13 protein-coding genes and 2 tRNA genes are annotated in these 15,837 nt (G+C 42.5%); 5 read left to right on the forward strand and 10 right to left on the reverse strand.

What is annotated here, in order from left to right:
• The first annotated feature begins 1 nt into the window (after position 1).
• The 3 genes from G7Y45_RS07800 to G7Y45_RS07810 all read left to right on the forward strand — a co-directional run bounded on the left by G7Y45_RS07800 (position 2) and on the right by G7Y45_RS07810 (position 7,260).
• Positions 2-1,762: a RagB/SusD family nutrient uptake outer membrane protein gene (locus G7Y45_RS07800; protein WP_005775680.1), complete on the forward strand. Its 1,761-nt coding sequence runs from the start codon at positions 2-4 to the stop codon at positions 1,760-1,762.
• Between the two features lie 311 nt (positions 1,763-2,073).
• Complete coding sequence (locus tag G7Y45_RS07805) at positions 2,074-5,466, forward strand: TonB-dependent receptor (protein WP_165167654.1); 3,393 nt, start codon at positions 2,074-2,076, stop codon at positions 5,464-5,466.
• 15 nt (positions 5,467-5,481) lie between these two features.
• On the forward strand, positions 5,482-7,260 hold the full coding sequence (locus tag G7Y45_RS07810) for a RagB/SusD family nutrient uptake outer membrane protein (protein ID WP_005775684.1): 1,779 nt from the start codon (positions 5,482-5,484) through the stop codon (positions 7,258-7,260).
• A gap of 83 nt (positions 7,261-7,343) precedes the next feature.
• On the opposite strand, the gene G7Y45_RS07815 is transcribed toward G7Y45_RS07810, so the two are convergent.
• From G7Y45_RS07815 to G7Y45_RS07835, 5 genes are all read right to left on the reverse strand, one after another.
• Positions 7,344-8,594 (reverse strand): Gfo/Idh/MocA family protein, encoded by a 1,251-nt coding sequence (locus G7Y45_RS07815; RefSeq protein ID WP_005775685.1) that lies wholly within the window; start codon positions 8,592-8,594, stop codon positions 7,344-7,346.
• Between the two features lie 64 nt (positions 8,595-8,658).
• Positions 8,659-8,731 (reverse strand) — tRNA-Gly (locus tag G7Y45_RS07820).
• Between the two features lie 8 nt (positions 8,732-8,739).
• Positions 8,740-8,822 (reverse strand) — tRNA-Tyr (locus tag G7Y45_RS07825).
• Between the two features lie 72 nt (positions 8,823-8,894).
• Complete coding sequence (gene ribH, locus G7Y45_RS07830) at positions 8,895-9,389, reverse strand: 6,7-dimethyl-8-ribityllumazine synthase (protein ID WP_005775686.1); 495 nt, start codon at positions 9,387-9,389, stop codon at positions 8,895-8,897.
• 85 nt (positions 9,390-9,474) lie between these two features.
• The gene (locus G7Y45_RS07835) at positions 9,475-10,158 is read right to left on the reverse strand and encodes a tol-pal system YbgF family protein (protein WP_165017398.1); all 684 of its coding nucleotides are present in this window, start codon (positions 10,156-10,158) and stop codon (positions 9,475-9,477) included.
• Positions 10,159-10,318: 160 nt separating this feature from the next.
• Here G7Y45_RS07835 and G7Y45_RS07840 point away from each other — a divergent pair, with 160 nt between their 5' ends.
• Together G7Y45_RS07840 and G7Y45_RS07845 are read left to right on the forward strand one after the other, a co-directional pair.
• Positions 10,319-11,431: a DNA replication/repair protein RecF gene (locus G7Y45_RS07840; RefSeq protein ID WP_005775688.1), complete on the forward strand. Its 1,113-nt coding sequence runs from the start codon at positions 10,319-10,321 to the stop codon at positions 11,429-11,431.
• Positions 11,428-11,718 (forward strand): DciA family protein, encoded by a 291-nt coding sequence (locus G7Y45_RS07845; RefSeq protein WP_005775689.1) that lies wholly within the window; start codon positions 11,428-11,430, stop codon positions 11,716-11,718. Before G7Y45_RS07840 ends, G7Y45_RS07845 begins: the two co-directional genes overlap by 4 nt.
• Positions 11,719-11,838: 120 nt before the next feature.
• Here the strand turns inward: G7Y45_RS07845 and G7Y45_RS07850 are convergent, their stop codons facing one another.
• The 5 genes from G7Y45_RS07850 to G7Y45_RS07870 all read right to left on the reverse strand — a co-directional run bounded on the left by G7Y45_RS07850 (position 11,839) and on the right by G7Y45_RS07870 (position 15,836).
• Positions 11,839-12,627 (reverse strand): histidinol-phosphatase, encoded by a 789-nt coding sequence (locus tag G7Y45_RS07850; RefSeq protein ID WP_032535649.1) that lies wholly within the window; start codon positions 12,625-12,627, stop codon positions 11,839-11,841.
• Positions 12,624-13,154 (reverse strand): 5-formyltetrahydrofolate cyclo-ligase, encoded by a 531-nt coding sequence (locus tag G7Y45_RS07855; RefSeq protein ID WP_032535650.1) that lies wholly within the window; start codon positions 13,152-13,154, stop codon positions 12,624-12,626. The genes G7Y45_RS07850 and G7Y45_RS07855 overlap by 4 nt, the downstream gene beginning before the upstream one ends.
• Complete coding sequence (locus tag G7Y45_RS07860) at positions 13,084-14,811, reverse strand: S41 family peptidase (protein ID WP_005810117.1); 1,728 nt, start codon at positions 14,809-14,811, stop codon at positions 13,084-13,086. The genes G7Y45_RS07855 and G7Y45_RS07860 overlap by 71 nt, the downstream gene beginning before the upstream one ends.
• Positions 14,812-14,889: 78 nt before the next feature.
• Positions 14,890-15,327: a dCMP deaminase family protein gene (locus G7Y45_RS07865; RefSeq protein WP_005775695.1), complete on the reverse strand. Its 438-nt coding sequence runs from the start codon at positions 15,325-15,327 to the stop codon at positions 14,890-14,892.
• 11 nt (positions 15,328-15,338) lie between these two features.
• Entirely contained in the window at positions 15,339-15,836 is a 498-nt protein-coding gene (locus tag G7Y45_RS07870; protein WP_005775696.1) for a DUF4847 domain-containing protein, read from the reverse strand.
• Position 15,837 lies beyond the last annotated feature (1 nt).

Consider the following 15,837-nt stretch of genomic DNA (forward strand, 5'->3'; position numbering starts at 1 on the left):
AATGAAAAACAATATAAGAAAAATTGCATTGGGATTATGTCTCACAGGAGCGTTAACAGCCTGCGATTTAGATGTGGTTCCACCTGCTGACATTGCAGCAGAAAACTTTTGGCAAACGGAAAAAGATGCATGGTATGCTTTAAATACCTGCTATTCTACATTGGATGGTGTAGACATTTGGGATGAATTGTGTACAGATAATGCACATAGCCACAAACCTTGGGAAGGAAACTTCGAAATGGTACAACAAAACGGTATAAGTACAGCCAATGGATATGGAAGCTACTATTTTGGTACCGTTCGTGTAGTGAATAACTTTATTGCTAATGTAGATAAATGTGCAGTCAGTGATGAACTAAAAACACGCATGAAAGCAGAAGCACGTTTTTTCCGCGCTTTAAGTTATCTTGATTTGACCACGAAATTCGGAAAAGTTCCGGTAATTACGGACGTTTTAGCTTATGACGCACCGAATGTTAAACGTGACGAAGTGGAAACTGTCCGGAAGTTCATTCTTGACGAATTGGCAGAAATAGCGGAAATCCTTCCTGATAGTTATAACGGTAGCTACATGTATGAAACAGGACGTATCACTCGTGCCGGTGCTCTGGCCCTTCGTGCACGTGCCGCCTTGTATTTTGGAAATTACGCCGAAGCAGAGTCATCTGCCGGAAAAATCATTTCTGAAGGACATCATTCTCTGTTCCGTGTGTCGTCACTCACCACAGCGCAACAAAAAGAAGCCAACGAAATGGATGCTTATATTGATTATGCAGCCAAAGGTATCGATAAAGATAAATTCGTGAAAGGTATGTTCAGTTATGAATCATTGTGGCACAAAGGTAACGCATCTCCCGCCAATCCGGAGTATATTGTAACACGTGAGTACATGGCTGATGCAAACAACTATGATTGGACAAGATATACATATTTCATACCCAAATCATTCTCTCAATACGACGGATACTGTTCTTATGAACCGATGCAGGACTTAATTGACGCATACTGGGATGTGGATGGTAAAACAATGCGTAATGACATCACTATGGAACAGCGTAAAGAACGTTATGCCGAAATATGGAAAGACTTTAAAGATATGAGCCAATCTCAATTCATTGAAAAAGTTCCGCAAACGGATATTATGAAATACGACTATATGAAAGAATTCCGCAATCGTGACAGTCGTTTATATGTATCTATGATGTTCCCTTTCAAAGGATGGCATGAAACTGTTAAAGGCACATTCTATTTCCGTTGGGATCCGGATCTGATAAATAAAGATGGTAATGAATCATGGACGGGATATTTTTATCGTAAAATGGTCACTCTCGATCCTTATGATACTTGGACTGCTGAAGAAGATTATCCGGTGATTCGCTATGCTGAAGTATTGCTGACATACGCAGAAGCACGTATCCAGAACTCCGGATGGGATACAGAAGTACAGAAAGCATTGAATGACCTGCGCGATCGTTGTGGTATGCCGGATGTACCGACTTCCATGCCTTCTAAAGAAGAAGCTCTGGCTTTTGTACGTAATGAACGGCGTATTGAATTAGCGGCAGAAGGCCATCGTTTTGATGATATACGCCGCTATGGAAACGACTATTGCAGCAAGGCTATGAATGGTCCTTCTTATGCTCCAAACGGATATGTTGTAATCAACAAAGTTTGGGATGAGCGTTTGATGCTTATGCCTATACCTCAAGGTGCAATTGACTTGAATCCATTGTTGAAAAACGATCAGAATCCGGGATATTAATTTAACACACATTATTTATTGAGGGTTAAAGCCCGTTCATGGTAATACATGAGCGGGCTTTTTTATGTCCCAATTGATATTCAGAACTGCAATTTCCTCATTTATAACCATTCAGGTGATAACCGGTTTTACATCTCTTCTGCCCAAGTTCGTTTAGAACTTAGACCAAACATCAAATTTTAAACCTAAATTAATAAAGAAAAGAATGAGAGAGAAACCGTAAATGACGTTAACCTGGTGCAGCGATGCTTTAGAAGTGTCCTGTGCTCACTTTATCAATCAAAATTACAATCTAATAATTAATCGTATTTATGAGAAAATGCAACATGCGGTGGTTTAGTCCGCAAAGAATGAAAAAGCATCTGGCTTTTGCTTTGGCAGTTAGCCTGATAGCTATGGTACCTGTGAGTGCCTTCGCTCAAGTACTAAAGATTTCAATGACGAAGACAAACGTATCCATCGAGAGTGTACTGCGTGAACTTGAAAAACAAAGCGAGTATACTTTCTTCTACAATGACAATCAGGTAAAGCTGAACAAGAAAGTATCCATCAACGTGTCGGATGCTCCGATCGAAACTGTACTGAACGAAGTATTCAAGAATTCGGGATACACTTATAAGATCGTGGATAATCAGATCGTAGTATCTACTGTGACTGCAGCTGCCAAGGATGTGCAGGCTGTTCAACAGCAGAAGCAGAGAAAAATTACCGGAGTCGTGAAAGATGCAATGGGTGAAGCCATCATCGGAGCATCTGTAGTAGAAAAAGGTACTACCTCTAATGGTACTATCACTAATATTGAAGGTGAATTTACCTTGAATACTGCCGGTAAGGAACTTCAGATTACTTATATCGGTTACGTACCTCAGACCATCGTACTTAAGCCGGGAGTTAACAATTACAATGTCATAATGAAGGAAGATACAAAAACTTTGGATGAAGTTGTAGTTGTTGGTTATGGTACTCAGAAAAAGGTCAACCTGACAGGTGCAGTATCTTCTGTTGGTACTGAAGAGTTAAAAAGTCGTGTAAATACAGACGTATTAGCATCAGTACAGGGACAGGTTCCGGGTGTTACGGTTATTGCCCGTCCGGATGGTTCTACAAGTATTAACTTCCGTGGTCGCGGTAACTTGGGAACTTCATCACCTCTGTATGTAATTGACGGTGCAATTGCTGATGCAAATTTCTTTTCAAGCCTTGACCCGAACTCTATTGAAAGCATTTCGTTCTTGAAAGATGCAGCATCTTCTGCAATTTACGGTTCGCGTGCTGCTTATGGTGTTGTATTGGTAAAAACAAAAGGTGGTAAAGAAGGTGATTTGAAGGTGACTTATGACGGATATGTAGGTTTTAAATCGGCTCTTTACACTCCTGACGTATTGAGTTCTGAATGGTATGCTCGTTTATCCAACGAAGCCGCATTAAATGATAATCCTAATGCAAAACTTCCTTATACAGACGAGGAAATAGCTAAATTCCGTGATGGTACAGACCCCGATTTGTATCCGAATACAAACTGGTATGATCTTGTATTGAAAGATAATGCTACAATAACAAAGCATACTGTAAGTATCAGTGGAGGTAATAAGGTGAAATATTATACATCTTTAGGATATTTGTATAATGACAAGTTCACTCCTGGAGCTACTACTGATCGTTATAATATGACTACTAATATCTCGGCTGATGTTAAGGAGTGGCTGGCATTCCGTGCAAATATCAACTATAACCAAACCTATAACGATAATTCAAAAGGTGGAGTCAGTTATGTAGAAATGTTGACTGTTCCTTCTACTTATGTGGCTCGTCAAAGTAATGGTGAATATGGTAGTTATGAAGCCGGTAAACCAGCTTCACAAGTAAGTATGCAACGTAATCCATTACGGCGTATTGAGTCAGGCGACTGGTCGAATAGCAGAACGCAAAATACTTTAATGGATTTTGCTTTAGATTTGAAGCCTGTAAAAGGTTTGACTGTTACGGGTGAAATGTCTTACCGTATTTGGGATTACAAAGCTAAAACATATACTGCAAGTCGTTCGAAGATTAAAGATTTCCTTACCGGTCAGGAACTGAACGGTACACAGGTTGCTGTTGAGAACTCTAAGATGGAATATGATTGGCAAGAGTCTACCCGCTTGATATACAATGGGCTGGCTAATTATACTTGGAGTAAAGACATTCATAACATCAATGCATTACTGGGTGTATCTTATGAACATTATCAGTTCCAGAAACAGAAATCTTCACGCAAGAATTTTCCGACTAACAATATGACGGATATGAACGGTGGTTCAAGTGCATCAAGTGATACGCATACAGAAGGTGGCAGCAATGAAAATAAATTGATGTCTTACTTCGGACGTGTGAATTATACATTGATGGACCGTTACTTGTTAGAGGTAAATATGCGTGCTGATGCTTCTTCACGTTTCCATAAAGACAATCGTTGGGGATACTTCCCTTCATTCTCAGCCGGATGGCGTGTAAGTGAGGAAGGATTTATGAAAGATATCGAATGGATTGATAATTTGAAGATCCGCGGGTCTTGGGGACAGTTAGGTAATATTAACAACGTAGGTGATTATGACTACTTCTCTTCTTATATCCAGGGTGATAACTATAACTTTAATGATGTAGTAGGAAACGGTATCATTGAAGCTAAACCCGCTAATAAGAATTTAGGATGGGAAACCGTTACTATCACAGATATCGGCCTTGATTTTGATGTACTGAATGGTAAACTGCGTTTTACAGCGGACTGGTATAATAAAGTGACGGATGATATCCTGTTGGGTTATAGAGTTCCAATGGAAGTCGGTATTAAAAAAGATTACTGGCCTTCACAGAATATCGGTAGTGTAAGTAACAAAGGTCTGGAAATAGGTATTACACATAATAATACAATTGGTGAGTTTACTTACTCTGTAGGAGCAAACTTCACTCGTAATTGGAACAAAGTAACTAATTTGGGTGGGGTAGATGATTTGTATGATGGTAGCTCTACATGGATTGAAGCAGTAGGACAACCTATCGGAACATTTTATGGTTTCCGTACAAACGGTCTGTTGACTCAAGAGGATATTGACAGTGGTAACTATATTACTGATGGTATTAAGCCTAATGCGGGTGATATTAAATATGTCGATTTGAATGATAATGGAAAGCTGGATGCCGGTGACAAAGACTTTATCGGTTGTGATGTTCCTAAATTCACATATGGTGTGAACTTGAATCTGCAATATAAAGGCTTTGAGTTGAGTATGTTTGGGCAGGGAGTTCAAGGTACTAAAGTGTATTTCTGGCAAGAACAGGCTTGGGCATTCTCTGACTATGCCAGCCCCCGTAAATGGCACTTACAGAGATGGACTACCGAGAATCCGAATCCGAATGCTGCTTATCCTAGAATTTATTCTCGTACCAGCTCACACTCTACTTTCAATAACCGCTTATCTGATTTCTGGTTATTTAATTCAGACTATTTCAGAATCAAGAATATTACTTTCGGTTATACATTCCCAAAAGCGATGTTAAGCAACATCAGTCTGGATGCATTGAAAGTATATGTAGCAGCTGAAAATCCGTTTACTATCCGTGGTGATCATCGCATGAAAGATTTTGATCCGGAATCTGCTACCGGTCGTGGTAGTATGGTTCGTGGAACGAGAACTATATCACTTGGTGTTAACGTTACATTCTAAAAAAGAAAGATTATTATGAGACAATTTGGTAAAACAATAAAATATTTAACGCTTTGCACTCTGATCGGTGCAACGGTTACAAGTTGCGATCTGGATGTAAATCCACCTTCTAACATTGCAGCTGAAACCTATTGGAAGACTTCAAAAGATGCCTGGTACAATTTGAATGCTGTATATGCCAATACAATATCTGGAGTCGGGGTATATGGTGAAACTTATACTACTGATGGCTATTGCCAATACTCTTGGGAGTCTGCAGGAGCTATTTTCCAGCAGGATGGATTTAGTGCATTGAATGATGAAGGATGGAATTTTGAAGCAATCCGCAAATGTAATGTGTACTTGAATGAAGTAGATAATTGCGACATGGATGCGGCACTTAAAACACGTACCAAAGCTGAAGTGCGTACGATGCGGGCATTACAGTACTTAGCTATGACTATGACGTTCGGAAAAGTACCTATCATTACAGATGTACCTGCTTATGATACTCCGAATGTGCCGCGTGATGAAGTGAGTAAAGTTCGTGAATTCATTCTTAAAGAACTGACAGAAGCTGCAGCAGATCTTCCTGAGTCTTACAGCGGAGGTGGTGAGTTTAATGAAAAAGGACGTATCACTAAATACGCTGCTTTATCTATTAAGGCTAGAGCTGCGCTCTATTTCGGACAATATGATGTGGCTGAAGCTGCAGCTAAGGATGTGATAGGTAGCGGTAAATATTCATTGTGGAGAATCACCAATCTTACAGATGCTCAGAAGAAGGAAGGTGAAGAGATGTCTATTTATGTAGATTTTGCAGATGAAGCTGCGAAAGAGAAGTTTGTGAAGGGCATGTTTAATTACGAATCTTTATGGTTCACTGAAAATGCTACAGTAGATAATCCTGAGTATATCTTGGCTCGCCAGTATGTTGATCCTGATCAGGAAGATTGGGTGCGTTATACAGCAATGCGTCCTAATCAGTTGGGAGGTTGGTCATCTGTAACTCCGACACAGAATCTGGTAGATGCTTATTGGAGTGCCGATGGTCATACTGTTCCTGCCGCTCCTTCTATTGAGGCACGTGCTGCGGCTTATGATAAGATAGTTGCCGATGTAAAAAAAGAAACAGCAGAAGAAGGTTCTACTCCTTTCCTGACATTTGTAGCTAAGAAGACTGCTGATGGAACATTGACAAAATATGACTATATGAAAGAGTATCGTAATCGCGATAGTCGTATGTATGCGTCTATTCTGTTTCCATTCAAAACATGGCATGAAACAAACTATGGTGCCGGATATGCTTATGAATGGATTAAGGGTGGTAACAATGAATCGAAGACCGGTTTTAACTATCGTAAGATGGTTGCATTAACTACAGACTCAAAAGATAATGCTAATGCTACGGGTGACTATCCGTGTATTCGTTATGCTGAGATTCTGTTGATTTATGCTGAAGCTCATACACAAACAACAGGTTATGATCAGAGTGTGCGTGATGCCTTGAATGATTTGCGTGATCGTTGCGGTATGCCGGATGTACCTGCTACATTAACTAAGGATGAAGCTCTTAACTTGATTCGTCGTGAACGTCGTGTAGAATTGGCGGGTGAAGGTTTCCGTGGAGACGATATGACTCGTTATGAAGATTCTTATTGGGAAAGTGAGATGAATAATGTGCCTATCTCTATGCCTGATGGTGAAACCGTGATAACTATGAAATGGAGTTCACGTATGCGTCTGAAACCGATCCCTCAGACTGCCATTACTCTTAATCCATTATTGGAAAATGATCAGAACCCGGGATATTAATTTAACACAGATATCTCTTAATTAAAGATTGAAAAAAAGGGATCGGTTTTAAAACCGGTCCCTTTTCTTGTTTTTATATAGTTTTAATTATTTTCCCATGCTCCTCTTGTAAAATCCGGTATTTCTACAGGAATACTGCCGTTTAATACCGATTGCTCGCTTAGTTCTGTGATGCATGACCATTCGGCGGCATCGTATACATCCATATCCAATGGGAGCCCGTTGCGCAGGCAATGAATCAAACGGCAATCCATGACATAATTCATTTCATTGGGCAGATTTCTCCGATGGGCTTCTGCACCGTAAGTAGCTGTAAAAGGGTGTTTGTAGCGTTCCATAATATCTTCAAGCGCTTTTCCTTCGAGAGGAGCACTTGCATCGGGCTCAAGGGCGATACAGGGAACGGGATACTTCTGGGCAAAGCCTTCCGTACCACAGATTGTATGGAGGCGGCTGTACGGGCGTGGAGTGACAACATTATACTGAACCATGATACTCTTGCCTTTCATTGTGTGAATCAAGGTGGTGTTCATATCTCCCAACCGATACTTTTGACGGGCTTCGGGAGAATTTTCTCCGAATGTCTTACGGGCGTACGACGTCATGCCGGCTTGCAGACTCGATAATGAAACGAGATAATTCATGCGGTCTCCCCGATGAATATTCAGTACCTGGCAAATGGGGCCTAAGCCGTGAGTAGGATAGGGGTTACCGGTATGCTCTATGCTATATTTCCTCCCCCAATGATTGTGAAATCCTCCTTTACTTTCGTCGGCGAAGTAGATAGAGCGCAGATCATGTATGTATGCTCCCTCTACGTGCGTTATCTCTCCGAATACACCCTGTTGTGCCATATTCAGTGTGGTCAATGCAAATGGATCGTAGCAACAGTTTTCAAGCATCATACAGTGTTGTCTTGTCTTCTCGGCTGTATCTACCAGCTTCCAGCATTCTTCTACGGTCATGGCTGCCGGAACTTCGATGGCTACGTGCTTACCGTGTTCCATAGCATAAACTGCCATGGGAGTATGTGTCAGCCAATCGGTACAGATAAACACCAGGTCAATATCATTCCGTTCACACATTTGTTTCCATCCATCCGGTCCGGTATAACCATCCGGCTGGGGATAGCCTGCTTCCCGGAGAATTTTCTGCGCTTTAGTCAGGTTACCTTCTCTGATTTCGCAAAGTGCTTTAATTTCGATTCCTTCGATTTGCAGATAACGCTGTAAAGTCAATACACCTCTATTGCCAAGCCCAATGAAAGCAAGGCGCACAATGGGGATGGGAGGATGTGCCAGTCCGAGCACATGTGTTTGTGAAGGAGTTCTCATATGTGGTTAGGATGTTAGGGTTATATATAAAAAAAGAGAATCTAATTTCTCAGATTCTCTTTAGAGCGGAAGACGGGGCTCAAACCCGCGACCCTCAGCTTGGAAGGCTAATGCTCTATCAACTGAGCTACTTCCGCAATTTTTGTGGGCAAAGATGGATTCGAACCACCGAAGTCGAAAGACAGCAGATTTACAGTCTGCCCCATTTGGCCACTCTGGTATTTGCCCTTTTGTTTGCTTTTGAGTTCCTTTGCTTTCTCTTAAGTAGCTTTGTTTCTCAATTGCGATGCAAAGATACAACTATTTATTTAAACTCCAAACAAAATCGATCATTTTTATTGCAGTAATTGCACATTCGTCTCCTTTATTACCCAGTTTGCCGCCGGCTCTATCTTCAGCCTGCTCCATGGTATTGGTAGTAATTAATCCGTAAATAACTGGTATATCGCCAGTTGCATTCAGTTGTGCGACACCTTGTGTCACTCCCATGCAAACATAATCAAAATGTGGAGTATCTCCTTTAATTACGCAACCAATGATAATAATTGCATCTACATCGCAATTTTCCATCATTTGATTGGCGCCGAAAGTTAGTTCGAAACTTCCCGGTACTGTTTTCACCAGAATATTTTCTTGCTTTGCTCCGTGTTTCTTTAAAGTTTTCACAGCTCCGTCCAGCAGGGCGCCGGTGATATGGGCGTTCCATTCGGAAACAACGATACCGAATTTCATTTCTTCTGCATTCGGAACCGAATTAAAATCGTAATCAGATAAGTTATGATATGCTGTTGCCATAATATATATGTTTTTGGTTGGTTTAAAAAAAGCTACCCAGGTTCGTTTGGGTAGCTTTCTATATAATAAGGTATATACCCCGTTATTATTTTTTCAGCAGTTTGGCTTGCTCGATGTACTTATCGATGTCCATAGCCTGATAAGACTGGAAGTATTTGTCTTTGATCTTGGTGAAGGCTTTTACAGCATCATCGTTTTTGCCTTGCTTCATCAGGATTTCTCCGGCTTGCAGTAGGAAGATGGGGCTCAGAGTGCTGTTATCAGCATTGTCTGCTGCTTTCAGAAGGGTTGAAGCTGCTTTGTCGAGTTGGCCTAACTGAGCGTAGCAGTTGCCAATGGCACCCTGAATGGCAGGAGCCACCATCTGGTCGTCTCCGCTGAAGTCGTCGAGTGCTTTGATTGCTTCGTCATATTTACCTAAATTCTGGTAGCAGATGCCGGCGTAAGCTTTTGCCAGGTTGGCTGCTTTGGTTCCGCTGAATTGATCGGCTACTTTTAGGAAACCGATAGAACCGATACTATCACCGTTCAGTGCCTGCTCGTATGCGCTTTGTTCAAAGTACTGTTCGCTTTTGAAAAGAGCAGCCTGCGCTTTTTCTTCACGGGGTTCTGCATAGAAATTCTTGTAGAGGATCACGCCTGCTACGATTACGATTACGGCTACAACGGCGCCAATGATTGCTTTTTTGTTTTTAACAAGAAATGCTTCCGACTGTGTCAGTGCATCTTCCACATTCAGTTCGTTGTTGTGGTTCTTTTGTTCTGCCATTTTTATATGATTCTTTTTGTTATTTTTTCAACTGGATATTTTGGTCAGCAAAAGTAGTTTTTTTATATATATAAACGAAATTTAGAGGCATCTTTTTTTGTTTTACGGCCTAAAACCCCGAAAATCTTTCTACTTTTGTAACCAAACTCAATGTGCATACATGATACTGAAGCGTATATCTATACTGAATTATAAGAATCTGGAGCAGGTGGAACTGAATTTTTCGGCTAAGTTGAACTGCTTTTTCGGACAGAACGGGATGGGAAAAACCAACCTGCTCGATGCTGTCTACTTTCTGTCTTTTTGTAAAAGTGCCGGAAATCCGATTGATTCGCAGAATATTCGTCACGAACAGGACTTTTTTGTGATTCAGGGGTTTTACGAGGCGATGGACGGAACGCCTGAGGAGATTTATTGTGGAATGAAGCGCAGGTCGAAAAAACAATTCAAACGCAATAAGAAAGAATATTCCCGTTTGTCGGATCACATCGGATTTATTCCCTTGGTAATGGTTTCGCCGGCCGATTCGGAATTGATAGCCGGTGGTAGTGACGAGCGGCGCCGGTTTATGGATGTGGTTATTTCACAGTATGACAAAGAGTATCTGGATGCTTTGATCCGTTACAATAAAGCATTGGTGCAACGAAATACGCTGCTGAAGAGTGAACAGCCGGTGGAAGAAGAATTGTTTTTGGTTTGGGAGGAAATGATGGCACAGGCCGGTGAGGTGGTGTTCCGGAAGCGGGAGGCATTCATCAGTGAGTTTATCCCTATATTCCAGTCATTCTATTCGTATATCTCGCAGGATAAGGAGCAGGTAGGGCTGACTTACGAGTCACATGCAAGGGGGGCTTCTCTGCTTGAAGTCTTGAAGGAGAGTCGGGTACGGGATAAGATTATGGGATATTCACTCCGGGGGATACATAAGGACGAGTTGAATATGTTACTGGGTGACTTTCCCATTAAAAGGGAAGGTTCACAGGGGCAGAACAAGACTTATCTGGTAGCGTTGAAGCTTGCCCAGTTTGATTTTCTGAAACGTACGGGAAGCACGGTGCCTTTGTTGCTGTTGGATGATATTTTCGACAAGCTGGATGCTTCGCGCGTAGAACAAATCGTGAAGTTGGTAGCGGGTGACAATTTCGGGCAGATTTTTATAACGGATACAAATCGTGAGCATTTGGATCGTATATTATATAAGGTAGGCAGTGATTATAAAATGTTCCGTGTAGAAAACGGGGCAATTAATGAAATGGAGGAAAAAGACCAATGAAACGGAATGATGCGGAGCCTATTGGCAAACTGATTCAGAAATATCTACGTCAAGAGAGTCTGGAATCTCCACTGAACGAACAGCGTTTGCTGGATTCTTGGGAAACAGTGTTGGGACCTACCATAATGTCGTATACAAGAGATTTATATATTCGTAATCAAGTATTATATGTGCATTTGACTTCTGCTGCCCTTCGTCAGGAGTTGATGATGGGAAGGGAACTGCTGGTTCGTAATCTTAACCAGAAAGTCGGTGCTACGGTGATTACTAATATTATTTTTCGCTGACAGCCGTTATCTCTACCAAGAACGAAGGCTCTGTTTGATACAAACAGAGCCTTCGTTCTTGGTCAACAGAGCTTCTGTCCGGAGTGGATAAAGCCTCTGTTTCAGTGAAACGTTGTTTGCTTAATATTCCAGGAATGGAATGGTATCTATGACCGGCATTTTCAACTCTTTCAGCTCTTTGCAAGCCCGGTCGTAATAGACCGGATTTTCTAAATCGAGATTGTTGTGTGCATCCAGTCCGATGATGGCCGTACATCCTTCATTGGCCGCAATGTGCCAAAACTGTGGACAGGGATAGGTCATTATTCCCCGGGCTTCATTGGTGGCCATATAACCGACATTGTATTCCAACGGGATGTTTAGTCGTGCCGCAGCCCGGCAGATGTGGCGGCTAATGCTGGTACAATGTGTATCGAATTCCGGATAGGAGCGCATAAAGAGGTCGGGGTGGGCCAGATAGGCGAATAGTCCGCTCTCCATTCCTTCAATAGAGCTTTCCTCATAGAGGTCGAGCATGTCCCGGTTGGTAGTGTGGTGTCCGAAGTATGGAAACTTTTCGTCGGTGTGGTAATGATGGTTCCCAAAAAGGATGTAGTCCAACCGGTACTCTCTAATGATTTCTTTCAGCCAATGGGTGTATTCGGGAAAATATTCGCATTCCAATCCGATTCTGATACTGATCCGGTTGCGGTATTTTTCTTTCAAGGCGCGGATACTTTCTACGTATTCCGGTAATTCCTCTGGCAGCATACGTATATCTGATACAAAGTCCGTATGATACTTCCACGGACTATGGTCAGAGAAGCCCAGTTCCTGAAAACCACCTTTGATAGCGCTGCGCACATAGTCTTCGTCGTTTCCTACGGCATGCATACAGCGAGTGGTATGTGTATGATAATTCGTTTTCATTGTGCTATGACGGTATCCATGCGGAAGTCAAATTCTTCTGCAGGAACTTCTTCAATCAATTGAAACGGGAAACAAATTCCGGCTTTGGGTGCCGCGATCTGAGGGAGTAAACGGTCATAATAACCTTTGCCGCGCCCTAAACGATGTCCGTGCCGATCAAAAGCGACACCCGGAATGACTGCCAGATCGATCGCCCGGTAATCGGTGAATCGTGTTCCTGTCGGTTCGGCAATGCCATACGAACTTATGGCAAGATCCTGAGGTCCTGTGTAGACACGTAGTTCCAATTCGTCACCTATCACTACGGGAAGTATAATTTTCTTTGACCGGCTCCATTTCTCAATGAAGGCGTGAGTCTGTACTTCGTCCTTCATTGAGTGATAGAGCAGTATGGTATGCCCTTTTTGGAATTCAGGGTATGCTTCAAGGGTGGTTAGCACCTTCTCCGACAATGCCTTAAGCGTAGAGTCGGAGTATTTCTTCTTCTCCTGTGCTATCCACTTGCGCAGTTGTTTTTTTCTTTCCATCTTTCTTTTCCTCCTTTTGAGGTTCTACGCTGACGGGAGCCTTGGGGAATGCTTCTCCGCTCTCAAGCAGTTCGACAGCCTTTTTCACAGTCTGATCGCTTTGGTTGAGATATTGAATATAGGCTTCTTTTCCCAGCATATTGTAGATGATATTACCGTAAATGCTCTTTTCCAGTAACTTATATGATTTCTGAATCAGAATATTTCTCCGTTTGACTCCTTTGCTGTCAGCATAGCGTATGAACTGTTCGACCAGTCCCTGGCGGCGCAGGTAGTTCAACAATGATTCTTCATCTTCATATTTCTTCAGTTTATCGCGGTTGTTATCCGTATAGTGGAACGTGAACTGAATGGTAAGTCCCTTACTCAGTACCTCGGTCAGATATGAAGTAACACCCGTTGTATCTTGTGGAACGAATACATCCGGCATGATACCGCCACCACCGTATACCGGACGTCCCAGAGCTGTAGAGTAGCGCAGATTTTCGTCGAGCTTGATACTGTCTTTCGAGAAGTATTCTCCATGTTCATAACGCGTCAGCCAATCCATTTCGTAGTTGCGGTCTTTGCCATTCTGGTAAGGACGTTGGATACAGCGTCCGGATGGAGTATAGTAGCGGGCAATGGTCAGGCGGATAGCTGAACCGTCGCTGAAATCGATGGGTTGCTGTACCAGACCTTTGCCGAACGAACGGCGTCCTACAACCATACCGCGGTCGTTATCCTGGATAGCACCGGTAAAGATTTCGCTGGCTGAAGCCGAACCTTCGTCGATCAGTACGATGATAGGCATCTTCTGGCAGCTGCCTGTTCCGTTGGCAAACTCGTCGGCACGAGGATATTTGCGTCCTTCTGTGTATACGATCAGTTTACCTTCGGGTAGGAATTCGTTGACCATGCGCACTGCGGCTTCCATGTATCCTCCTGTGTTGCCACGTAAGTCGATAATCAGCCCTTTGCAGTTCTTATGATTTAGGAGAGCAATGGCGTTCAGTAGTTCCACATGTGTGGTACGACCGAATTTACTGACTTGTATATAGCCGAAGTCATCTGTCAGCATATAAGCTGCGTCGATGGTGTTTTGCGGAATATCACCACGTGTGATGGTGAAGTTCAGAAGTTCTTTCTCTGTAGCACGTTTCACGCCCAGTTTCACTTGAGTACCCTTCGGGCCTTTCAGAGTGCGCATGGCACGTTCATTGGTCACTTTCTTCCCTACGAATAAACTGTCGTCCACCATTACGATGCGGTCACCTGCCATCAGTCCTACTTTTTCCGAAGGACCTCCCTGAATAACGCTGTTCACGTGTATGGTGTCGTCCTGGATGGTGAACTGGATACCGATACCGCTGAAACTGCCTTCCAGTTCCGATGTCACTTCTTCCAGATTTTGTGCCGGGATGTAGGTGGAGTGGGGATCCAACTCTGCCAGAATCTGTGGCATTGCCTTCTCCACGAGGTCGGTCATGTTGACAGTGTCCACGTACTGGTCGTCGACAATGCGTAGCAGGGCATTCAACTTGTTTGAAGATCCGTTGATAATGCCGAGCCGGTTACCGGCAAAGTGCTTGGCATAAAATGTACCTATCAGAATTCCGATTACCACACTGATAGCAATGATGACAGGGGTAAATCGTGAAGAGTTCTTTGTACTCATATCTTTAATCATTATTGGCTACAGACGACAAACTGCAGGGTAGAGCTGTGTTGTAGTCAGTTATTTATGTATGTTGTTTCATTTTTCACTTGTATCGACGAAAACGACTTCGATACCTGCACGTTTCAGCAATTCTATTCCGTCTTCCAGGCGGTAGTGCTCGGAGTATACCACTCGTTTGATGCCTGCCTGTATAATGAGTTTAGCACATTCGATGCAAGGCGAAGCTGTAACATACATCGTGGCTCCGTCACTGCTGTTGTTGGAGCGTGCTATTTTGGTGATGGCATTGGCCTCGGCGTGCAGGACATAGGGTTTAGTCACATTGTTATCATCTTCACAAATATTCTCAAAGCCCGATGGCGTCCCATTGTATCCGTCCGAGATAATCATCTTATCTTTGACAATCAGCGCTCCTACCTTACGACGCTGACAATAAGAATTTTCCGACCAGATGGCAGCCATTCGGATATAACGTTTGTCTAAATCTGATTGTTTTCTGTTTGCTGTGTCCATTCGCTGCTATATTATTTATCAACATGAAATACAAGACATAAGTCCCTGCCTCCCTCATCCTTGTAATAGATGAAAAGGTTGTCGTAATTTCCTTTATACGAAGTAGCTCTGTTGAGTCCTTCGACAAACTTGTTACTGAATCCTAACGGATCACTTTCAGAACCTTTTACTGAGGCGGAGAAGGCATTGCTTTCACCGTTGGCGCTCCAGGTTCCTGTATAGGTATGTGTCAGAAGCGTTCCGTTAAATTTTCCGCTGATGACATTGTCTATGTTTTCTCCCTCAAACTTGATGGTGTATGCACCCTCCTTATTGATATAATTCTTGATGGACTGCTCGTATTTATCTTTGTCACCCCAGAAATCATAAGGTTTATGATCATTCTTTTTGGTTATGTACGTCAGTTTCCATACTTTTCCGGTAAAGATACCATTCACATCGTCCGAATCATTGCATCCGCATACAAAAGGGAGCATCAAAAGTAGTAATAATAAGTATTTATATTTCATA

The sequence above is a fragment of the Bacteroides sp. ZJ-18 genome (assembly GCF_011038705.2).
Classification (GTDB): Bacteria; Bacteroidota; Bacteroidia; order Bacteroidales; family Bacteroidaceae; genus Bacteroides; species Bacteroides hominis.